Consider the following 20,968-nt stretch of genomic DNA (forward strand, 5'->3'; position numbering starts at 1 on the left):
GACGGGGCGGCGAAAACCATTGGCGGCAGGCCAATATCCCAAAGCGGGCGGGGAAGTGATGGAAGAGGTTAGAAAAAAGAAAAAGTGGCTGGAGCGTTACATGCCTTTCATTGCTCGCAGCCCGGAAATGCAGGTGGAGTGGCTGGCCCAGGCGTTACGCCGTCAGGTACTGGCCAGTAATGAGATCACGCCGTATATCAGACTGTTGCTGGAGAGCGAAGATTCCGGGATCAGGAGTCGGATCCGGGCGTCTCTGCAGGAGTTGGATTATTGGATGATCGAACGTCTGGTGGAGGCGGCCGACATCTATGACACCCCCAAACTCTTTTCCATCTTGCCCGACTGCACGGTGGAGCAGGTGATGACAGCCTTGGGGAAAGAGGCGCCGCCTTACGAACAGCACCCGCGCCTGGTCCGCGATCGCCTTTTTTATGCCGTTTATTCCCGGGCCCCTCATCTCTTTGCCCCGGCGGCGGCCAAGCTGCGGGTAAGCGGCCGGGCGCCGCTGGACTTCGATGAAACCCATCGCCGCTTTCTGGAATTGTTGGAAGATGAAAAACTGCTCAGCGCCCTTTATCCCAAAGCCAAGGCCAGGGGAGATATTGATCTCAAGGATCTGGAAGCGCTGCAATCTTTGTTTTAGGAAAAATAATGTATAACCGGCAAGTTGAATCAGGGAGGACGGCGGCCTCGGAGGAGGCAAGCGCTCCCGCTTCCTTTTTTCCCGCCCATCGACACCGGCAGGTGCTTGCGGATTGCCTCGATGTGCCCGGCCAGTTGCCGACGGTGGCCATCCCCCTGGATGCCGTGGGGATCAGCGCCAAGACCGTCTGGATCAGGCTGCCCCAAGGCCGGTTACCTTTTGATCTGCGTTTGGAGGTCGATCTGGCGGCCCATCGGCGAGGGATTCACATGTCACGCCTGGAAGAGGCGATCAGTGCTCTGCATGAGGTGGAGTTCGCCCAGGCGGGGCAGTATGCCCTGGAATTGGCCCGCCTGGCGGTGCCAGGCCAGGAATCCCGCCGGGGACGGGTGGAGTTGCGCGGTCGGTTGCCCCGCATAAGCCGTACCGGGGTCAGTGGCCGCCATTCCCTGGATGCTTATGACCTGCGGGTGGAGGTGGACCTGGATGGTGCCGAAGTAACGTGGCGCTGGCGGATGGGGGTGGGGGTGGGGGTTCATCATATCACCGCCTGTCCTTGCACTCAGGCCTATAATCAGCTGCTGCTGAGCACCGCCGGCGAAAATCCGGTGGCGGACTCCAGCCCCATCCTGCAGCCCACCCATTCCCAGCGTTCCCATACTACGCTGATGGTGGTGGCGACCCATGAGACCGAAGCCGAGAAGGTGCCCGAGGCGGCCACGCCGTCCCAGGAACAGCTACTGCAGTGCCTGGCCGCCGCCCTCCACTTGAGCCAGGATCTGTTGAAGCGCCCCGACGAGGCGGAGCTGGTCTATGCCTCCCACCGTCATCCGCAGTTTGCTGAAGATACGGTGCGGGAGACGGCCCAGGCGGCGGGCCGGCTTCTCGGTCCGGTGCTGCCGCCGGCCTCGCGGCTGCTGATTAACACGGTGGGCCTGGAGAGTATCCACAGCCATGATGTCCATTGCCGGCTGGAAACCACTTTGGCCGCGCTGTCCGGGTAAGGCGAACCATGGCACCAGCCGGCCGTGACTCCGATCAGTGCCGCCTGGAGTCCGCCCTGCAGGCGGTTTTGCACCGCCGGGGCCAACCGCCGCTCTACCTGGCCGGGGGAGCGGTGCGCGACCGGCTGGGTGGCGGTTCTCGGTCCCCGGAAGAGGATTTCGGGTTGAGCCGGGATCTGGACTTTACCCTGCCGGCCGGAGCGGTGGCCTTTGCCCGGGAGCTGTCCTTTGAACTGGGCGGCACCCTGGTGGTGCTGGACCGGCAACACGATGTGGCCCGGGTGGTTTGGCGGGGCCGGGAACTGGACTTTGCCGCCTTTCGCGAAGGTGCCGGGAGCATCGAAGAAGACCTGGCCCGTCGTGATTTTACCATCAACGCCATGGCCTGGTGGCTCAATCCGGCCGGTGAGGCGCTGACGTTGACCATGGGCGCCTCCCCAGGGAACGCCCCCTCCGGCCGTCTGCTGGACCCCTGCAACGGCCGGGTTGATCTGGCGACCGGGCTGATCCGGGTTACCGGTCCGGAAGCTTTCCGGGCCGACCCGTTGCGGCTGCTGCGTGCCTATCGCTTTCAGGCCGTTTTGGGTTTTGACCTCGAACCTGAAACGGAGGGCTTGCTCGGGAGTTGCGCGGCCGGGATCGACACCGTGGCCGTTGAACGTATTCGGGCCGAATTGGACGAGATTATGGCGGCCCCCGCCGGCGTCCGGGCCCTTACGGCCATGGCGGCATCCGGGCTGCTTTCGCGGGTGCTGCCGGAATTGGCCGCCGGTTGCGGGCTGGCCCAGCCGGACAGCCATCATCTTGATGTGGCCGGGCACTCGCTGGAAACCCTGGCGCAATTGATGGCGGTGCTGGCCGCTCCGGCCCGATTTTTCCCCGACTCCCATTACCATTTGGTCGCTTACTGCGACGATCCCGGGCATTCCCACCGTGAACTCGCCTTGCGCTGGGCGGCCCTGCTTCATGATGTGGGCAAGCCCGCCACCGGGAGCCGCCGGGGTGGCAGGCTTACTTTCTACCATCATGATCGGGTTGGGGCCGAACTTTGCGACCGGCTGGCTCGCCGCCTGCGGTTCAGCCGGTCGCGCCGCAACCTGCTGCAGTTGCTGGTGCGGCATCACATGTGGCCTTTTCACCTCAACAACGCCCGCCGCCGAACCGGAATTAAACCCCGGGCCTGTCTGCGCCTGGTGCGGGCTATGGGAGATGACCTGCCGGCCCTATTCCTTTTGGCCATGGCCGACAGTCTGGCCGGCCGGGGGCCGGGCAAGCCGCCGGCCATGGAAGCGGAACTGGCGGCCCTGCATGCCGAAGTGATGCGGGTGGCCGAGGAACACCTGGCGCCGGTGCTGCGCCGACCGCCGCTGCTCAATGGTCATGATTTGCGTGAGGAGTTGGGCTTGACGCCCGGGCCATGTTTCAAGGAAATCCTTGATGGCCTGGAACAGGCTCGGGTGGATGGGGCGGTGGTCACCCGGGGGGAGGCCCTGGCCTGGGTGCGCAATTTTCTTGCCACCCGAGCAACCCCGAACCAGAGGCAATAACCGGCGAAATGTTAACAAAAAAATTGACCCGCCCGGTGACAACAAGTTACGCTGGCAAACGATTGGTAATCATTGACCAGGGTCAGGGTAACCGGCGGCGTCAGTTACCGGCGTACAGCCGGGCCACGGGTCTGTGTTTACAGTACGGCCACCGCCGCCGCAGTCTTTTAAGGAGATAAAAATGCCGAGCACGGAAAGCAACAACCTGCTGCGCTCCGCCGCCGCCCCGGCGGGGCCATATTGCAGCTTCGGCGGTCATCTGAGCAACGAGAAATTGGCGGAAACCATCAGTCATCATCTGTTGAGCTTTCTCGGGCGGGACCCGCAGCGGGCCGGCAACCGGGAACTCTATAAAGCCCTGTCCTACACCGTGCGCGACTTCCTTATTGAGCGCTGGATCAAAACCCAGAAAGAATTCTACGCCCGTAACCGCAAGCGGGTGTACTACCTCTCCTTGGAGTTTCTGGTCGGCCGCTCCCTGGGCAACAGTCTGGTTAACCTCGGGCTGTTGGATCGGGTGTCGGAGACCATTAAAGCAATGGGCTACAGTCTGGCAGAGGTCAGGGAGGAAGAAGAAGACGCGGCCCTGGGCAATGGTGGCCTGGGCCGCCTGGCCGCCTGTTTTCTGGACTCCATGGCAACGCTGGGCATTCCCGCCTATGGTTATGGCATCCGCTATGAGTACGGCCTTTTTTACCAGCGTCTGCTGGACGGTTTTCAAATGGAAACCCCGGACAACTGGCTTCGATACGGCTCTCCCTGGGAGTTTGAGCGTCCGTGGAACCTCTACCCGGTGAAGTTTGGCGGTCGGGTATACAGTTACCAGGATCAACAGGGGCGGCTCCGCTACGAGTGGGTGGATGCTGACGAGGTCATGGCCATGGCCCATGATGTGCTGGTGCCGGGCTTCAACAACGACTCGGTGATCAACATGCGGCTATGGAGTGCCAAGGCACCTCGCGATATGGACCTGGTTTCCTTTCATCGGGGAGACTATGTGCAGGCGGTGCGGGAGGTGGTTGATTCGGAAAATATTTCCAAAGTCCTTTATCCTTCCGATGACATTCGGGAAGGACAGGAGCTGCGCTTCAAGCAGCAGTACTTCTTTGTGGCCGCCACCTTCCAGGACATTCTTCGGCGTTATCGTAAAAAGCACACTGATTTCAAGAGCTTCACTGAAGAAGTGGCGGTCCAGCTCAACGACACTCATCCGGCCATCGCCATTCCTGAACTGATGCGGCTGCTGCTGGATGAAGAAGGACTGGGGTGGGAAGAAGCCTGGGAGATCGGCGTCGGGACCTTCGGTTACACCAATCATACCCTGTTGCCCGAGGCCCTGGAAACTTGGTCGGTGGACCTGTTCGGGCGGATTTTGCCTCGTCATCTGGAAATCGTCTACGAAATCAACCGCCGCTTTCTGGCCGAAGTGGAGGCTCGTTTTCCCGGCGACCAGGACCGTCTGCGCCGCATGTCGCTGATTGCTGAAGAGGATGAACCCAAGGTGCGAATGGCGCACTTGGCGATCATCGGCAGTCATTCCACCAATGGAGTGGCCGAACTGCATACCCACCTGCAGAAAACCAGAATTTTCAAAGATTTTTACGACCTTTACCCCCAACGGTTCAACAACAAGACCAACGGTATTACCCAGCGCCGTTGGCTGCTGAAAAGCAACCCCGGCCTGGCCTCCCTGATCACCGAAAAGATCGGTGGCGACTGGGTCACCGATCTTTACCGGTTGCGCGACCTGGAACCCCTGGCCGCCGAGGAGGAGTTTAGGCAGCGCTGGCTGGCGGTAAAGCACGACAACAAACGGCGGCTGGCGGCTCTGGTGGAGCAGCGCTGCGGAGTTTTGGTGGATCCGGCGGCTCTCTTTGATGTACACGTGAAAAGGATTCATGAATACAAGCGGCAGTTGCTCAACGTGCTGCATGTGATCGTCCATTATCACCGACTGGCGGGAAGGCGGTCGATGGAGGCCCCGCCCCGGGTGGTGATTTTTGCCGGCAAGGCGGCCCCTTCTTATGAACGGGCCAAATTGATTATCAAGCTGATCAATTCGGTGGCCGAGACGGTTAACCGTGATCCGCGGGTCAACGACCGTCTCAAAGTGATTTTTATGCCCAACTACGGCGTGTCGCTGGCGGAAAAAATTATTCCCGCCGCCGATCTTTCCGAGCAGATATCCACCGCCGGCACCGAGGCATCGGGCACCGGCAATATGAAGTTCGCGGTCAACGGGGCGCTGACCATCGGCACTATGGATGGGGCTAATATTGAAATGTGCGAGGAGATCGGCCAGGAAAACATGTTTATTTTTGGCATGACCGCCGATGAGGTCGAGGCGGCCCGTCGGGATCCGTCCCGGTCGCCGGAGCTGGTTTACCGGGAGCATGAAGAAATCCGGGCAGCGGTGGATGCCCTGGCTGCCGGTTTCTTCAGCCGGGGGGATTCCGCCATCTTCCGCCCCTTGGTGGAAAGCCTGTTGAGCCCGGATGATCCCTACCTGACCTTGCTGGATTTGCCGGATTACCTGCGCTGCCAGGAAGAGGTGGGACGAGCCTACCACAATGGGGCCACGTGGGCGGAGAAATCGATCTTTAATGTAGCCCGGATGGGTAAGTTCTCCACCGACCGGACCATTCGTGAGTATGCCAAAGATATCTGGGGCCTGCAGCTTGATCATGCCAAAGTCAGCTCAACACGTTGACCGGCAACAGCAGAATCGTGCCCGGCAGGGCGTACTCCTTCGGCGGGCAGCTTTTTGGGGCGCCGCGAACAAGATTTTAGGTAATTGCTTACGATTCAAGGCCAGCAAGATTAACCAACCAGCAGGGAGAAAAACATGAAAGTAGTGGCATTCAGCGGCAGTGCCCGCAAGGGCGGCAATACGGCAACCATGCTCAACGCGGCTCTGGCGGAGCTGCAGACGGCCGGGGTTGAAACTGAAATGGTGGAACTGGCCGGGCAGCCGATTTCAGGTTGTATCGCCTGTTATCAGTGTTTCAAGAAAAAAGACCGCCGCTGCGCGGTGGACAATGATATCATCAACGACTGTATTGCCAAAATGGAAGCCGCCGACGGCATCATTTTGGGCTCTCCCACTTACTTCGCCGATGTTTCAGCCTCTATGAAGGCACTGATTGAACGCTGCGGGATGGTGTCCCGGGCCAACAACGATATTTTCAAGCGCAAGGCCGGAGCCGGTGTGGTAGCGGTGCGCCGGGGCGGTGCCTACCATGTGTTCAGTTCCCTGAATGCCTTTTTTCTTATCGGTCAGATGATTGTGGTGGGTTCTTCTTACTGGAACATGGGTATTGGCAAGGATCCCGGCGAAGTAAAAAATGACCCCGAGGGAATGAAGACCATGACCGATCTGGGCCGGAACATGGCCTGGCTGATGGACAAGATCCGTTAAATCAACATCTTTGTTGGCCCTGGTGAACAGTTACTAAATCGCCAGCAGGTTCTGCAGGCAGGAGCGGGAGTGGATATCGCGCTGCAGCAGATGGCGGCTGTAATGGTGCAGAAAGTTCATGGCCTCCCGGCCGCTGGTGGCCGGCAGCCGCAGCCGGGAGAGTTTATCGTTGGCCGTGTCCTGGGCCTTGGCGAGAATTTTCGCGGTGGCCAGGGAGAGTGGAATCAGGCTAAGGCGGCTTTCGCTGGGCCGGTTGCAGGTCGGGCAGAGCAGGCCGCCGGCCGCCAGGCTGAAGTGGTAAGGGTAACCGGCCGGCGCGGGGCGGCGGCAAAGCTGGCAGCTGTCCAGAGCTGGGCGGTAACCCAGCAGATCCAGCAGCTTCAATTCGAAAAAAACCACCGTCGCCATGGTGCTCAGGGTGTTTTGCTGGCCGTTGAGCTTAGCGCCCATCTGCTGGGCGCCGTCGTTGGCAATGGCCTGCAGCGACCAGAGCAACAGGGAGAAAAGCGGCGGATCGGGGGCGGCTTCTTCCAGCCATGCCAGCAGCAATTCGCCGAGCAGGCAGGCGGCGGTGTATTTGTGATAATCGCTGCGGATGGCGGCAAAGGGTTGGAGCAGTTCGGCCTGGTCGATGCGCACCAGGCTGCCGGTGCGGCTCTCTTCGTAGCTCAACTCCAGCAAAGAGAAGAGCTCCAGCTTGTTGACAAACCGGATCCGGCTGCGCTGGGCGCCTTTGGCAATGCCCTTGCGCTTGCCGGTTTCCCGGCCGTAGAAGGTGACGATTTTGTCAGCTTCGCCATGACTACTCGCCGCCAGGATCACGGCCTTTGTGTGTTGCAGGGTCATGGAAGAAACCTGGTCATCGGGGCATCCGCAACCCTTCGTAAGACCCGACAACCCGTTGAATTTTTACGGAAAACTAAGATCGGTGACCTGCCCGCTTCGGCCCAGCGGCGGTAAAGGTTCACCGTTGTATGACAGTTCGACGCCGCCGGCGTTGCCGATCCGCAACTCCACCTGTTCGGCCGCCCGCCAGGTGCGGTTGTCGCCGGGCTGAAAAAAAAGCTGCCGGGAAGGGCCATGGTCGATTTGTATCCGCACCCAGGTGTCCTCGGTGAAACGAGCCTCAAGGATATGGGAAGCCTCATTGTTCAAGGCTTCCAGGGAGTCCAAGGAGGGGGCGCTGGCGGCTTCCGGCGCCGGCTGGTCATCCGTTGCGGCGGGATCCGGTGTGAACTCTGCTTGCAGCTCGGGGAAAGCTTTCGGCGCCGGCGGGGCGGGTAACGGTTCCGGGGCGGTGGCCGTCGCCGCTGGTGGCGGGGCTTCCGGTTGTGTCTGCTGAAAGACATTGTCCGGGGGGAAAGACGCCGGTGGCGCCATGGGCCGGAGGTAGCTGGTATAACCCCAGTAGACGGCCAATACCAGAACCAGGGCGACCAGCACCAGGGCCAGGCGACTGCCGGTGAAGGCCCGTAAGGGCTCCGCCATACTTTCTCCAGCCAGGATTTCGTTGATATTTATCTTCTCGGTGGTGGCGGCGTCCGGCAGGCCCAGCTCCTTGATGTGCTGGCGCAGTGCCGTTTCCTGGTCCAGTCCCAGGTAATTGGCGTAAATACGTACAAATCCCCGGGTGAAAGTGCTGGCCGGCAAGGCTGTCTGGTCGTTCTCCTCCAGTGCCCTGAGGGTGCTGGTGTGGATGCGGGTTGCCTCCGCCGCTTCCTCCAGAGAGACCCCTTTTTCGGTGCGGGCGCGGCGCAGTTTTTCCCCCAGCGGCAGACCTTCATCCGGCGCGGGGGAGGGCTCCTTGGCGGTGTGCCGCCTGGTTTGTTCAGAACTCATTGAGCATCACCCTGATATAGGCATCTTCGCGCAGGCTGTGAACCCATTGGTCAAAACGTTTTTCCAGGGCCTGCTGATAAAGTGTTTCCCGGATTTCTTCCCGCATGTCCGCGTAAGGGCGGGCAACGCCTCCTCCGGCAAGCAGCTTGAAAAACTGGTAGGCACCGCCGATTTCCATGATCGGGGTCAACTCACCCGGGGTCAGCGCTAGAATGGGTTGCTGTAACTCCCCGGTCATTTCATCTTGTTCAAAGACTCCCAGGTCGCCGCCGGCGGTGGCCGAGGGCAGATCGGAAAGCTCCCGGGCAAGTTGCCGGAAACTGCTCCCGGCCAGTACCTGTTCTCTGGCCTCAATGGCTCGCTGCCTGGCGGTTTCACGGGCCTGGTCATCGCCGCTGTTCCAGGTGAACCCCATCTGCAGCAGGTGGTAGCCTTGCGTTTGGCCGCCATCGGCATAATGCTCTTCATAATAGCTGCGCATACGACTTTCCGGGATCACGATCCGCTCCCGAACTTCTATGTTCAGCAATCGCGACTGCAAAATCTGGGCGCGCAGCGTCTGCCGATATTGCTCCAGGGTGGTGCCGCCCTTTGCCAGTTCCCGAACAAGCTCCTCTTTGCTGAGCCGGTTGTCCTCCATGATCTGGGTCATGGCCGCTTCTACCTCACGGTCACCGACGAAAATGCCCCGACGGTTGGCTTGCTGTTCTACCAGGATTTGGTCGATCATGCCGGAAAGAATCTGATTGCGTACTTCCTGGCGGGCTTGGGGGCGTTCCCTGGCCGGCACTTCGCGCAGGTGATCCTCGCCGATGGCGGCCATTTCCTCTTCCAGTTCGGAAAGGGTGATGATCTCGCCATTCACTTCGGCCACCACCCGATCGATGACCATCGTCGCGGCGGCAACCGGGAGCAGGAACAAACTCAGGATCGTAAACAGTCCCCCAAGGGGCAACCAGTGTTGTTTAAAGCTTTTGTACATATCGTTCCAATCTACTTGATTTTAAGAAAAAACTCTAATGAGAGATATCATTCCCCTGGAGTGGGTGCAACAACTTTTTGATTTCACTGAAGAGCATGGCGGTGCTGGGCTTGGCCGGCAGTGGGCTGACCAGCCGGCCCTGGGGGGTGAAGCGCGTGCCTTTGGGGCCTTTATTGACCAAGGCCAAAATCCGCTCCGGCGGTACCGGGGTGGCCGGGGCAAAGCTAAGAACCAAGGCCGCCGGGCCCTGCTCAATTTTATTGATCCCCAGAGTGGCCAGCCGGTTTTTCAGAGCGATGACGTCAAACAGGTTTTCCGCCTCCCGGGGCAGTGGGCCGAAGCGATCGGCAAACTCGTCCTTTAGATCGGTCAGGGCCTCGTCGTCGCCGGCGCTGGTGATTTTGCGGTAGGCCAGGTAACGCTGGTTGACATCTCTGATGTAATCGGCGGGCAGCAGGGCCGGAACCTGCAGTTTGATTTCCGGGTCAATCTCGTCGGCGGCCAGTTCCTCTTCACTCAAGGTGGTGTCGGCGCCTTCCGCCGGGCCACGGACGGCCTTCTGTTTCAGTTCCAGGACCGTTTTTTGCAGCAGGTCGAGGTAGAGATCATAGCCCACGGCGGCAATATTGCCGCTTTGTGACTCTCCCAGGATATTGCCGCCGCCCCGGATCTGCAGATCACTTAGGGCCAGCTTAAAGCCGCCTCCCAGCTCATTGTAGTCCATCAGGGCCTGCAGTCGCCGTCGGGCCTCGCCGGCCAGATCGTCCAGAGCCGGCACCAGCAGATAGGCGTAGGCCTGCTGGCTGCTGCGTCCCACCCGCCCTCGCAACTGGTAAATTTCCGCCAGCCCCAGGCGGTCGGCCCGGGTGATAATGATGGTGTTGGCGCTGGGGATATCCAGGCCGGACTCAATGATCGTAGTGCAGACCAGGACGTTGATCTCCCGGCGGACAAAGCGGACCATGATTTCTTCCAGCTGCTTGCCCGGCATCTGGCCATGGGCCACCGCCACCCGGGCCTCGGGTGCCAGTTTCTGGACCTTGGCCGCCACCTCGTGGATACTGCTGACCCGGTTGTGAACCATGAAAACCTGGCCGTCACGGCCCATCTCCCGGTGAATGGCCTCTTTAATCACCAGATCATCATGGCGGGCGACGAAGGTTTTCACCGTGCGCCGCAGGTTGGGGGGTGAGCTGATCACCGAAAGATCCCGCACTCCCAGCAGGGAAAGCTGCAGGGTGCGGGGAATCGGGGTGGCGGTGAGGGTGAGAACATCCACCCCGCTGCGCAGTTTTTTAAGTTTTTCCTTGTGGCTGACCCCGAAGCGGTGCTCTTCGTCGATGATCAGCAGCCCCAGCTTGCGGAATTTGACATCGGCGGAGAGCAGCCGATGGGTGCCGATGATGATGTCGATGCCGCCGCTGGCCAGCTCGGCCACGATCTTCTTCTGTTCGGCGGGGGTGCGGAAGCGGTTGAGGCTCTCCACCCGCAGGGGAAAACCAGCCAGCCGCTCCCGGAAGGTGGCGGCGTGCTGTTCGGCCAGTACCGTGGTGGGTACCAGGATGGCCACCTGGGCGCCGTCCTCCACCACCTTGAAGGCGGCCCGCACCGCCACTTCAGTTTTGCCGTAACCGACGTCGCCACAGACCAGCCGATCCATGGGTTTGTCGGCCTGCAGGTCGGTGAGCACCTCGTCGATGGCCTTGAGCTGGCCGGGGGTTTCGTCATAGGGGAAAGATTCTTCCAGCTCGTGATAGAGTTCTCCGGGGGTGGAAAAGCTGGTGCCCGGGGCCAGTTGGCGTTTGGCGTAAAGTTTGAGCAGATCCTGGGCCACCTGCCAGACCGCTTTTTTAATCCGGTTGCGGGTATTAAGCCAGGTTTTGTCTCCCAGCTTGTCCAGGGTCGGCTGCTGCTCAGCGATTCCCTTGTATTTGCCGACACTGTTGATCTGGTCAACCGGGATGAAGAGTTTGTCATCCCCGCGATAGTGAATGGTCAGATAATCGTTGGTGATCCCGTTGAGCTCGATGGGCTGCAGTCCCTTATAAATCCCGATCCCGTGTCGGCGATGGACCACCAGGTCGCCGGGGTTGAGCTCATCGAAATCTCCTGTTTTGGCGGTTGCCGACCGTTCCCGGCGGCGGCTCCCCAGCCGCTGTTCGCCGAACAGCTCCGCCTCCGACAACCAGTGCAGTTTTTCACTGGGCAGATCGAAACCGCCGCTCAGCGGGACGGGGGTGAGCAACAGTCCTGGTTCGTTCAGGGTCGATTCGTTGCAAGGCGGGGCGATAAGCCGGCATTCCAGCCCGTGGGTGGAGAGCATTTCAGCCATCTGCCGGGCATGGCGCTCCGAACGGCAGGCCAGGCGGACCGCTTCTCCCTGTTCCTGCCACTGTCGGATTCGGCGGACCAGCGGGGCCAGCAAGCCTTCGGCACGGCGCTGCAGGTCAAGTTCCTGCTTGAGCAGGACATGGTTGCCGGCTGTCACGGTAAAACTTTGCTGTTGGTCGGCCTCCGCCGGGGGCAGGGGGTAAAATCTGGCTCCGGGAAAGGTCTTGATCTGTGCCAGCAGATCGGCTGACCGCAAAAAGAGTTCCGTCGGTGCTAAAGCCGGCTTGGTGGCGGTCAGCAGTTCTTGGTAATTGGCCTCGATCCTGGCTTCCTGCAACTCCAGGCCCTGGCGCAGGCGGGGGTAATCCAGGCACAGAACCACACTGTCGGCGGGTAGACAGCTTATGGGGGAAACAGCTTCGGGTTGAAACAGCGGCAGAAAAAAAACACTGCCGGCAAAAGGGCGCCGGCTTTGCAGGCAATCTTCAAGGCGCCGGCTTTCCGCCTGGTGCCATTGCAGTTCCTCCGTCTGTTGCCGGAATCGCTGCAACATGGCGCGATGGGCCGGTGAGTCCGCCGGCGGATAAAAGATCTCGCCGGCGGGAAGTAAAACGGCCTCTTCGACCTGGCCCAGCGAGCGCTGGGTGGCGGGGTCGAAATAGCGGAGGGATTCAACCGTGTCACCGAAAAAATCCAGCCGCAGGGGGAACTCCCGCCCTGGCGGAAAAATGTCGATGATGCCGCCGCGCACGCTGTACTCGCCAACTTCCCGGACCTGGGCCACCGCCTCGTAGCCGCCGGCGGCCAGCCGTTCCAGCAGCTGGCGGGAGTCGGTTTCCTCACCGCTGAGCAACAGTTCGGCCAAATGGCCCAGTTTTGCCGCCGGGATGGTTTTTGGGAGCAGAGACGGGCCTGAGGCGATCAGGATAAAGGGTTTTTCGGCGCTTAGCACCTGGTAGAGGGCCGCCATCCGGGCGGCGGTGACCGCCGGGTCGGGTTGCAAGGGGGCGTAAGGGGGAACCTCCAGTTCCGGAAAATGGATCACCGGCCGGTCACTGAACAGCTCGAGATCGCCGGCCAGCCGCTGGCTTTCTTCTTCATCGGGGCAAAGGCAGAGCAGCGGCCGGTTCAGCTCACTGATCCGGCCGGTCAACCAGGCTGCCGCCCCGCCCCGCAGCCCGAAAACCTCAATGGGGGTTGAGTTGCGCTCAACTGCATCGCGAATCTGGTTCATGCCACTTTAAAAGACGCCGCCGATGCTGAAATCCCAGACGTTGCGGCGTTCATCGGGCTCGGGATCAAGATTGTAGCCCCATTCCAAGCGCAGCGGCCCCAGAGGGGAGAGCCAGCGGAAGCCGAAACCGACACTGGACTTGAGGTCGTGGACATCCCAGCCCTGGTATTTGGTGTAGACATTGCCGACATCGTAGAAAATCAGCCCTTTCAAATTGATGTCGCGGACAATGGGGAATATCCATTCCGAGTTCATGTACCACATCATCTCGCCGCCGATCCGGTCGTCGTTGTCCGGGTCGGGATCCCGGGGGCTGATGGTGGCGGTTTCAAAGCCGCGCATGGTGCGCAGGCCGCCGAGGAAGAATTTTTCATAAATCGGCAGCCGGTCGGTTTCGTTTTCCTTGATATAGCCGGCGGCACCCTTAAGCCGGAAGGTAGTGTCGTTGAGCCAGTTATTGCGGCTTTCCCGCAGCAGGGGGATGCCTTCCCAGGGGAAGAACTTGGTGCTGGAGGCCTCCACCCTGGTAAAGGCGGTGTCGCCGCCCAGCCAGCCGCCGGCATGCTTCAGGCCGATGTCGTGGAAAGAGCCCCGGGTGGGGTCCAGCCGGTTGTCCCGGGTGTCGCGGTTGAACCCCAGGCGCACGTAGCGGTTGCGTTTCAAGTCCATGGAGTCGATGATCCAGCTGGAGGCGGTGTCTCGGACGTCGGTGAGTTTGTTGGACTCATGGCCGTAACCCCAGTAGGCCCGCCAGTGTTCCCATATCGGGTAACCAAAGCGCACTGCGCCGCCGGTGGATTCCTTGGTGTAATCGATGTACTCCCGGCGCCAGTTGTAGAGGTCGATGCCGAACAGCAGCCGGGTGTCGTAAAGCCGGGGATCAGTGAAACTGAGGTTATAATGGGTTGCCTTGGAGCTGATGTCGGCCTGCAGGGCCAGGCGCTGTCCTTTGCCCCGGAAGTTTTCCTGGCTGATCTGGCCCATGAACATCAACTGATCCATGGAACTGTAGCCGGCCCCGATACTGAAGGTGCCGGTGGGTTTTTCCTTGACCTCGATCTCGATATCCATCAGGTCGTCGCGCATCAACGCCGGTTCGGGCTGGATGTTGACTTCCTCGAAAAAGTCGAGCCGCTGCAGTCGTTCCATGCTGCGGCGGATGGCCCCGGTGTCCATGATATCGCCTTCCCGCACCTGCATCTCACGGCGGATGACGTTGTCCCGGGTGCGGGTGTTGCCGCGGATAACGATGCGGTTGATGTGGACCAGGGTGTTTTTTTGCAGGTTGATGGTGATGTCCATCTGCCGCCGGTCGTCGTCGCGGCTGACGATGGGCTCGACGTCGGCAAAGGCGTAGCCTTCCTCGGCGTAACGGTCGCTTAGGCGGGTGAGATCGGCCCGCAGGACATCGCGGCTGAAATATTCCTGCCGGGGCAGTTGCAGCAGTTGCTGCAGTTCCTCTTGCGCGGTGATAAACTCCCCGCTTAGCTTGACCTCACCCACCCGGTAGCGTTCTCCTTCCTCGATATGGAAGTTGATGATAAAGCGCTTGCCGACCTGCTCCACCTCGGGCTCTCCCACCCGGGCATCGATGAAGCCTTGATTATGGTAAAAGGCGGCGATTCGAGCCCGGTCCTGTTCCAGCATATCCGGCTGCAGGCGGCCCGAACCGGTCAGCCATGAGAACAGCCCACGTTTTTTGGTGTTCATCACCTTACGCAGAGGGCGCGGGCGAAAACTGTCGTTGCCGGTGAAGTTGACCCGGCGGATATAAACCCGATCACCCTCCTCTATCTCAAACCGGACATCAACCCGGTTATCATCGACTTCGTCAATCTCGGGGCTAACCTGGGAGTTGTGGTAGCCTTTTTCCTTGTACAGTTGGCGAATGCTCTCCGCCGCTTCCTGGATCAGGCTGGTGTTGACGATGGTGTTTGGTACCACGGTGATGTTTTCCCGGATTTCCCGGTCTCGGAGCCGGTCGTTGCCGTTGATGATCACCTGGTCGATCACCGGTTTTTCCTGCACCACAAAGGTAAGCCTGGTTCCGGTCGCGGTTTCTTCGGCGACAATCCGGACATCATCAAAAAAACCCATGGCAAATATGGCGCGCAGATCCTCCCGCAACTGCTCCTGATTGAGCGGCTCTCCGGCCCGGCTGGAAACCCGGCGCAGAATGGCGCCGGAGCCGGTGTTCCGGTTACCTTCGATGTGAATGGCGCTGATTCTCGAGGCCGGTTCGGTGAAGGCCATGATCTGGCCCCCCAGTTCGGTAAGTGCTGCGGCTAATTGATCCCGGTAGCTGGACGGCCCGGTGAAATGGCGGGGTGGATCCTGACTTTCGAGGTCGAACACCTGGGCGTCGACGCTGATTTGTTGGCCGAAAGCGCTCAGGCTGCCGGCAACCAGGTAGCGGACCCCGGGGGGCAGGCTCAGTGCCGCCAGCTCATCGATCGCCGGGGGCCAGGCGCCGGGAGCGGCCAGCTCCGCCGGCAGTTGTTCCCGCGCCAGCAGCAGAAAACCTTGTTCGCCGGCCAGTTCCGCCAGCATTTGGTCGGTTTGGCGCTGCAGTTCCGACGGGGCGGTTGTGCCCATAGCCTGGAATGGCAAAAACGCCGTGGTTGCTGGGGGCGGCGTGGCCGTTGCAGTACCCGTGAGCAGAGCCCAGCCAAGCAAGGCCAGGAGCAGTAGGCGTAACCCCGGCCCGGCTGCGGTCAGCGGGCGGCCCAAAAAGCCGGCGTCAAATTTGTCGATGGGCAAGGATAAAACCCTGAAAACGGGTTGTAGTTTCATGTGTACCTGAAAAGTTGGAATTGGCATAAGGTAAGGATTACCGCCGGCCAAAGCCGGTGCATAAAATCAGCGTTGATTAGCAGCCCCGGGCATCGGTGTCAAGGGGCAATACTGGCCAGTTGCGCCAGTTGGTCCGGGGCAATTTCCCGCAGGGTGCCGTCGCCGAGGCGCAGCACCCGGTCCAGCCGGGCGGCCAGCTGGTAGTTGTGGGTAACCATGACCATGGCCAGTCCCAGTGAAGTGTTGAGCCGGCACAGCAGTTCGAAAATCGCCTCGCCGGTTTGCGGGTCCAGGTTGCCCGTAGGTTCGTCGGCCAGCAGCAGGTCTGGTTCCATGATCAGGGCGCGGGCGATGGCCACCCGTTGCTGTTCGCCGCCCGAAAGCTCTCCCACCCGGTGCTCGGCCCGGTCCGTCAGGCCGATCTGGGCCAGCAACTCGGCGGCGCGCTGCTCCACCTCCGGCTTTTCCCGGCCGGCGATGAAACCCGGCAGCATGATATTTTCCCGGGCGGAAAATTCCGGCAACAGGTGGTGAAATTGGAAGATAAAGCCGATCTGGCGGTTGCGGAACTGCGCCAGCCGGTCGGCCGGGCGGCTGAACAGATCCTCGCCCCGGTAAAGCACCTGCCCCGCCGAAGGCCGGTCCAGGGCCCCGAGCAAGTGAAGCAGGGTGGTTTTGCCGCTGCCGGAACTACCCACCACGGCCACGGTTTCGCCGGCCCCGATGGCCAGGTCCACCCCCCGCAGAATAGTAAGCGGTTTGGGGTCGGGAAAACTCTTGCTGACTTGGCGTAGTTCCACCAGCGGCCCTCGGTAACCGCTGGCCGCCGACTGGCCCTGGAGTTCAGTATCCGTCATGTTAGGTTTCATCCATCTTCCGTCTTCTCCGGTGGCAATCGTTCAGCAGTGCCGCAGGTTCGGGCAAGCAGCCGGGCGCCGCGTACCCCGTGTACGTAAGCCCGGCTGATCGCCCGAAGATGGGGTGCTGCTGAACGATTACCCCAATTTTACTCGTAACGCAGGGCCACCGCCGGGTCGACCTTGGCCGCGCGCCAGGATGGATATATGGTGGCCAAGAAGGTGATCAGCACCGCTGCCAGCGAGATCAGGGTCACATCCTGGGGCAGCACCTGCACCGGCAGGGTGGAAATCGGGTAGACGTCCGGCAAGTCGATGAAGCGGTAACGGCTGAGAATTTCACACAGCCCCAACCCCACCGTTACTCCCAGGCCGGTGCCCAGCGCGCCGATCACCAGGCCTTCATACATAAAAATGCGCATGATGCTGCGGTCGGTGGCGCCCATGGCCTTGAGTATGGCGATATCCCTGGTTTTTTCCATGACCACCATGATCAGGGTGCTGACGATGTTAAAAGCCGCCACCATCACCACCAGGGTCATGATCACCGACAGGGCAGCTTTTTCCAGGGCCAGAGCAGAGAAGATCTGGCGGTTCATATTCATCCAGTCCCGGGCGTTATAGGCCGGTCCCAACTCCTCGTTGATGGCCATGGCGATCCGGTCGGCCCGGTTAATGTCCTGCACCCGTACTTCCAGGCCGTGGACCCGGTCGCCGAGATCCATAAAATCCCGGGCCGAGGCCAGGCTGAGATATACCAGGGAAGAGTCGTATTCGTACATACCGGAAGCAAAGAGACCTGCCACCCGGAAGGTTTTGATCTGCGGAATCACTCCCATGGGGGTAAGTGGGCCGGAGGCGGAGATCAGCTTGATCCGGTCATTAAGCCCCACCCCCAGATTTCTCGCCAGATCTTTGCCGAGAATCGCCCCCGGCGCTTCGCGCCCGTTGCTTGTGGGAGCCAGGCCGGACAGTTCGCCGGCCTCAAGGTAATCCTCAAGTTGCAGTACCTGGTTAACGGTATCCGGGTCAATACCCCGGACAATGGCGCCGGTGCCCCCCTCCCCGCCGGTGATCATGGCCTGCCCGTAAATATAGGGGGTAACCCCGGTCACGCCGGGAATCGCGGCAATTCGCCGGGCCTGCTCGTGGTAGTTGTCGATTTCGTAGCCGGGCTGCTGGACGATGATATGGGAGTTGATTCCCAGGATCTTGTCGCGGAACTCGGCGGTAAATCCGGTCATCACCGCCAGGACCACGATCAGGGCCGCTACCCCTACCATGACGCCGGCCACCGAGATCAGCGAGATCAGGGAAATGAAGCCTTTCCGGCGCTTGGCCTGGAGATAGCGCCGGCTGACAAACCATGCAAAATTCATTGGCTGGCTGTTGCTTCCTTGGTTTACGATTGTTTTTCTGGCCGCAGGTGGGGGAACAGGATGACATCGCGGATCGATGGGGAGTCGGTGAGCAGCATGGCCAGCCGGTCAATCCCGATTCCTTCGCCGGCGGCCGGTGGCATGCCGTATTCCAGGGCCCGGAGGTAGTCTTCGTCCAGAACCGGAAAAATCTCTTCATCCTCACCCCGCTCTTCAATCTGTTTCATCAGCCGCCGGCGCTGGTCATCGGGGTCGTTGAGTTCGCTGAAGGCGTTGGCTATCTCCCGGCCGGTGATAAACAGCTCAAAACGGTCCGTAATTTCATGGTTTTCCTCGTTTTTACGGGCCAATGGCGAGACCTCAGTGGGGTAGGCGGTGATGAAGGTGGGGTCGATGAGTTTTTCTTCTACTAAACACTCGAACAACTCGGTTTTAACCTTGCCGATGCCGGCCTGGGGCTGCAGGGCGATGCCGTGGCGATCGGCCAGTGCTTTCAGGGCGTTAAAATCGGTGAGTGTCTCCGGGCTCAACCCGCCGATCTGCTGCAGGGCCTCGTCCATGGTGTAACGCCGCCAGGGTGGGGCCAGGTCCACCGCTTGCCCTTGATAACTGATCTGCATGGAGCCGCAAACCTCCATCGCCACCCAGGAGATCATCTCTTCGGTGAGTTCCATCAGCTCGTCATAAGTGGCATAGGCCTGGTAAAATTCCAGCATGGTGAATTCGGGGTTGTGGCGGGTTGACAGCCCTTCGTTGCGGAAATTACGGTTAATCTCGAAAACCCTTTCCAGGCCGCCCACCAGCAGGCGCTTGAGATACAACTCCGGGGCGATGCGCAGGTAAAGGTCCAACCCCAGGGCATTATGGTGGGTCTTGAACGGTTTGGCCGTAGCCCCGCCAGCAATGGCCTGCATCATCGGGGTTTCAACTTCCAGAAAGCCCCGGTTGCTTAAAAAATCGCGGATCAGCCGGATTATTTCCACCCGTTTGCGAAAGGTGTCGCGGACCTCGGGATTGACCATCAGGTCCACGTAGCGCTGGCGGTAGCGGGTTTCGATATCGGTCAGACCATGAAATTTTTCCGGCAGCGGTCGTAGCGATTTGGTCAACAGCCGCAGCGACAGGGCCTGAATGGTTACCTCACCGGTTTTGGTGCGAAACAGCGGACCGGTGAAAGCGGCGATATCGCCGATATCGATTTTCTTAAATATCGCGTAGGCCTCATCGCCAACTTCATCGCGCTTGATATGCACCTGAATGCGACCGCTTTCATCCTGGATGTGCAAAAAGGCGGCTTTGCCGAATTTGCGCAGGGCCATGACCCGGCCGGCTACCGCCATGATGCCGGCGTGGAGAGGTGCTTCGGAGTCGTTGTCGGCCGGCAGCAAGTCGCCGATACGATGACCGGGCTTGAAATCGTTGGCATAAAGGTTGACGCCCAGGTCGTCCAGTTCCTTCGCCTTCTGCCGGCGTTGGGCGATAATCTGATTGCTTTCATCCATGGGGTGGCGGATCCTCTATTTGCTGGTACTGGTAAATAATTAGTAACTATCAAGCTCATTCTGGCACGTAACTGGACAGCCGTTCCCCAGGTTGCGGTAAGCCAAGTCCAGGTACTCAAGCCGACCTGATCGCCGCAAGATGGGGTGCTGCTGAACAGTCACAATGATTATTCGTTAATGGCTGGCCGGGCCTCGGTGGGATCGCATAAACGTCCGGGCTGAAGAACGGCGGTAAACGCATGCGGGCGGCGGCCATCGTGCGGGGCCCGGCGAGGTCTTCTTTTTTTAAAGATATCGTTGGCGTAGAATGGCCGAGAGGTCGCGGGTCAGTTCCAGAACCCGCATGGCCTCCTCGATGGTTAACGAGCCGGTACCGCAGCTGGGGGTGATCAGGGTTTGCTGCAGGATTTTGGCCCGATCCCAGTCTTCATTGACAATCTGTTCGGCCTGTTGTTCCCAACGCTGGGCCAAAGCTTCGGCAGTTTCCGCCATGATCGCCTTGGGCTCTCCGGTGGGAACCAGCCCCCAGGCCAGGATTCCGCCGCGTTCCAGGAAACGGTAAAGACCTTTTTTGTTGCCGGCCAGCCGGTCAAAAAAACCGTAGGCGTCAAAACTGAGCACGTCGAGTTGGCGGTCAAGCAGGAAATCCCAGTCGGTGTTGGCGCAAACATGGATTCCGGCCAGGCCGCCAGCCTCCCGGATCGAGGTCAGCACCTCGTCCAGGCTCTGACCGATGGCCTCAAGGGAAACGCTGATATAGGCCGAGGAGCCCAGTCCGGCCAGGGCCGGTTCGTCCAGGAAAAGCAGTACCGGTTTTTCGGCGGCGGCCAGGAACCGCACCTGCCAGGCCGCCCGCAGGGCCAGGCCCTTGATTACGATTTCGTTGATGGTGGGGTCAAACCAGGCGTCCCGCTGCTGCTCATCTTTGAGGCCGGTAAGCAGGGTGAAGGGCCCGGTTATTTGTCCTTTCACCGCCCGCAGGCCGGCCGGCGGGTTCTCCTGCAGGCGCTGGCGGAACCGGTAGAGCCCGGGCACCCGGTCTTCACTGCTGACAAACGGGGAATTCTCCAGCCCGGCCAGGTCTTCGGCGGCGGCCAGGTACGCTTCAAAAAAGGCCAGCTGCTGATCGGCGAAATCGGGGTCGCTGGTACGAAAAAAGGCGCGTCCCTCCTCTTCGCAAAAACCGGGGAAGCCGACGGTGAACTGCTGCAGCATGCCCTCGGTGGGGCTGCCGGGCAGCTGAGGCCAAAGGGGGATTTCCGGGGTATGGTTGAGGATCAGTTCTAAAGCCTGATCGTAATCTTTTACCGGCAGGCTGCCGATCAGGGTGGCGCTGCCGGCGGGTTTAAACTGAGAGGGGTTGCTCATGATAAATCCGCTTGCCTGTAAGTTTGAGTTGGAGCAGGTCAAAAACGATGCCGTCGCTCAGGTTACCGATA

At 60.4% G+C, this 20,968-nt stretch carries 14 protein-coding genes; 5 read left to right on the top strand and 9 right to left on the bottom strand.

Annotated features, from left to right (window positions below; all coding sequences use genetic code 11):
* Positions 1-58 precede the first annotated feature (58 nt).
* The 5 genes from P0N66_RS01325 to P0N66_RS01345 all read left to right on the top strand — a co-directional run bounded on the left by P0N66_RS01325 (position 59) and on the right by P0N66_RS01345 (position 6,612).
* Positions 59-643, top strand: a complete 585-nt coding sequence (locus tag P0N66_RS01325) for a hypothetical protein (RefSeq protein ID WP_275802149.1) — start codon at positions 59-61, stop codon at positions 641-643.
* A gap of 8 nt (positions 644-651) precedes the next feature.
* On the top strand, positions 652-1,647 hold the full coding sequence (locus P0N66_RS01330; RefSeq protein WP_275802150.1) for a GTP cyclohydrolase I FolE2: 996 nt from the start codon (positions 652-654) through the stop codon (positions 1,645-1,647).
* Positions 1,648-1,655: 8 nt separating this feature from the next.
* Complete coding sequence (locus tag P0N66_RS01335) at positions 1,656-3,194, top strand: CCA tRNA nucleotidyltransferase (protein WP_275802151.1); 1,539 nt, start codon at positions 1,656-1,658, stop codon at positions 3,192-3,194.
* Between the two features lie 181 nt (positions 3,195-3,375).
* Positions 3,376-5,904 carry a glycogen/starch/alpha-glucan phosphorylase gene (locus P0N66_RS01340; protein WP_275802152.1) on the top strand — a complete coding sequence of 843 codons (2,529 nt, stop codon included), beginning with the start codon at positions 3,376-3,378 and terminating at the stop codon, positions 5,902-5,904.
* A gap of 135 nt (positions 5,905-6,039) precedes the next feature.
* Entirely contained in the window at positions 6,040-6,612 is a 573-nt protein-coding gene (locus tag P0N66_RS01345) for a flavodoxin family protein (RefSeq protein WP_275802153.1), read from the top strand.
* 33 nt (positions 6,613-6,645) lie between these two features.
* Here the strand turns inward: P0N66_RS01345 and recO are convergent, their stop codons facing one another.
* From recO to P0N66_RS01390, 9 genes are all read right to left on the bottom strand, one after another.
* Positions 6,646-7,458, bottom strand: coding sequence for a DNA repair protein RecO (gene recO, locus P0N66_RS01350; RefSeq protein ID WP_275802154.1), 813 nt, complete (start codon positions 7,456-7,458; stop codon positions 6,646-6,648).
* Between the two features lie 63 nt (positions 7,459-7,521).
* Positions 7,522-8,451, bottom strand: a complete 930-nt coding sequence (locus P0N66_RS01355) for a helix-turn-helix domain-containing protein (RefSeq protein ID WP_275802155.1) — start codon at positions 8,449-8,451, stop codon at positions 7,522-7,524.
* A complete protein-coding gene (locus P0N66_RS01360) occupies positions 8,441-9,433 on the bottom strand; it encodes a peptidylprolyl isomerase (RefSeq protein WP_275802156.1) in 993 nt (330 codons plus the stop codon). Before P0N66_RS01360 ends, P0N66_RS01355 begins: the two co-directional genes overlap by 11 nt.
* A 34-nt stretch (positions 9,434-9,467) precedes the next feature.
* The gene (gene mfd, locus P0N66_RS01365) at positions 9,468-12,998 is read right to left on the bottom strand and encodes a transcription-repair coupling factor (protein ID WP_275802157.1); all 3,531 of its coding nucleotides are present in this window, start codon (positions 12,996-12,998) and stop codon (positions 9,468-9,470) included.
* Positions 12,999-13,004: 6 nt separating this feature from the next.
* On the bottom strand, positions 13,005-15,593 hold the full coding sequence (gene bamA / locus P0N66_RS01370) for an outer membrane protein assembly factor BamA (protein ID WP_275802158.1): 2,589 nt from the start codon (positions 15,591-15,593) through the stop codon (positions 13,005-13,007).
* A 296-nt stretch (positions 15,594-15,889) separates the two neighbouring features.
* The gene (locus tag P0N66_RS01375; protein WP_275802159.1) at positions 15,890-16,648 is read right to left on the bottom strand and encodes an ABC transporter ATP-binding protein; all 759 of its coding nucleotides are present in this window, start codon (positions 16,646-16,648) and stop codon (positions 15,890-15,892) included.
* Positions 16,649-16,797: 149 nt separating this feature from the next.
* A complete protein-coding gene (locus P0N66_RS01380; protein ID WP_275802160.1) occupies positions 16,798-18,027 on the bottom strand; it encodes a lipoprotein-releasing ABC transporter permease subunit in 1,230 nt (409 codons plus the stop codon).
* Between the two features lie 23 nt (positions 18,028-18,050).
* The gene (lysS, locus tag P0N66_RS01385; RefSeq protein WP_275802161.1) at positions 18,051-19,529 is read right to left on the bottom strand and encodes a lysine--tRNA ligase; all 1,479 of its coding nucleotides are present in this window, start codon (positions 19,527-19,529) and stop codon (positions 18,051-18,053) included.
* A 285-nt stretch (positions 19,530-19,814) separates the two neighbouring features.
* Positions 19,815-20,897 carry a uroporphyrinogen decarboxylase/cobalamine-independent methonine synthase family protein gene (locus P0N66_RS01390; RefSeq protein ID WP_275802162.1) on the bottom strand — a complete coding sequence of 361 codons (1,083 nt, stop codon included), beginning with the start codon at positions 20,895-20,897 and terminating at the stop codon, positions 19,815-19,817.
* Positions 20,898-20,968: the final 71 nt, after the last annotated feature.

Origin of the sequence: Desulfurivibrio dismutans, assembly GCF_029210385.1 — a bacterium.
Lineage (GTDB): Bacteria > Desulfobacterota > Desulfobulbia > Desulfobulbales > Desulfurivibrionaceae > Desulfurivibrio > Desulfurivibrio dismutans.

Bases quoted from the DNA above. Each gene is read 5' to 3' on its own strand.
- bamA (WP_275802158.1), bottom strand. From the start codon at position 15,593: ATGGGCACAACCGCCCCGTCGGAACTGCAGCGCCAAACCGACCAAATG.
- P0N66_RS01375 (WP_275802159.1), bottom strand. From the start codon at position 16,648: ATGACGGATACTGAACTCCAGGGCCAGTCGGCGGCCAGCGGTTACCGA.
- P0N66_RS01345 (WP_275802153.1), top strand. From the start codon at position 6,040: ATGAAAGTAGTGGCATTCAGCGGCAGTGCCCGCAAGGGCGGCAATACG.
- P0N66_RS01390 (WP_275802162.1), bottom strand. From the start codon at position 20,897: ATGAGCAACCCCTCTCAGTTTAAACCCGCCGGCAGCGCCACCCTGATC.
- P0N66_RS01360 (WP_275802156.1), bottom strand. From the start codon at position 9,433: ATGTACAAAAGCTTTAAACAACACTGGTTGCCCCTTGGGGGACTGTTT.
- P0N66_RS01355 (WP_275802155.1), bottom strand. From the start codon at position 8,451: ATGAGTTCTGAACAAACCAGGCGGCACACCGCCAAGGAGCCCTCCCCC.
- mfd (WP_275802157.1), bottom strand. From the start codon at position 12,998: ATGAACCAGATTCGCGATGCAGTTGAGCGCAACTCAACCCCCATTGAG.
- P0N66_RS01340 (WP_275802152.1), top strand. From the start codon at position 3,376: ATGCCGAGCACGGAAAGCAACAACCTGCTGCGCTCCGCCGCCGCCCCG.
- P0N66_RS01330 (WP_275802150.1), top strand. From the start codon at position 652: ATGTATAACCGGCAAGTTGAATCAGGGAGGACGGCGGCCTCGGAGGAG.
- P0N66_RS01380 (WP_275802160.1), bottom strand. From the start codon at position 18,027: ATGAATTTTGCATGGTTTGTCAGCCGGCGCTATCTCCAGGCCAAGCGC.
- recO (WP_275802154.1), bottom strand. From the start codon at position 7,458: ATGACCCTGCAACACACAAAGGCCGTGATCCTGGCGGCGAGTAGTCAT.
- lysS (WP_275802161.1), bottom strand. From the start codon at position 19,529: ATGGATGAAAGCAATCAGATTATCGCCCAACGCCGGCAGAAGGCGAAG.
- P0N66_RS01325 (WP_275802149.1), top strand. From the start codon at position 59: ATGGAAGAGGTTAGAAAAAAGAAAAAGTGGCTGGAGCGTTACATGCCT.
- P0N66_RS01335 (WP_275802151.1), top strand. From the start codon at position 1,656: ATGGCACCAGCCGGCCGTGACTCCGATCAGTGCCGCCTGGAGTCCGCC.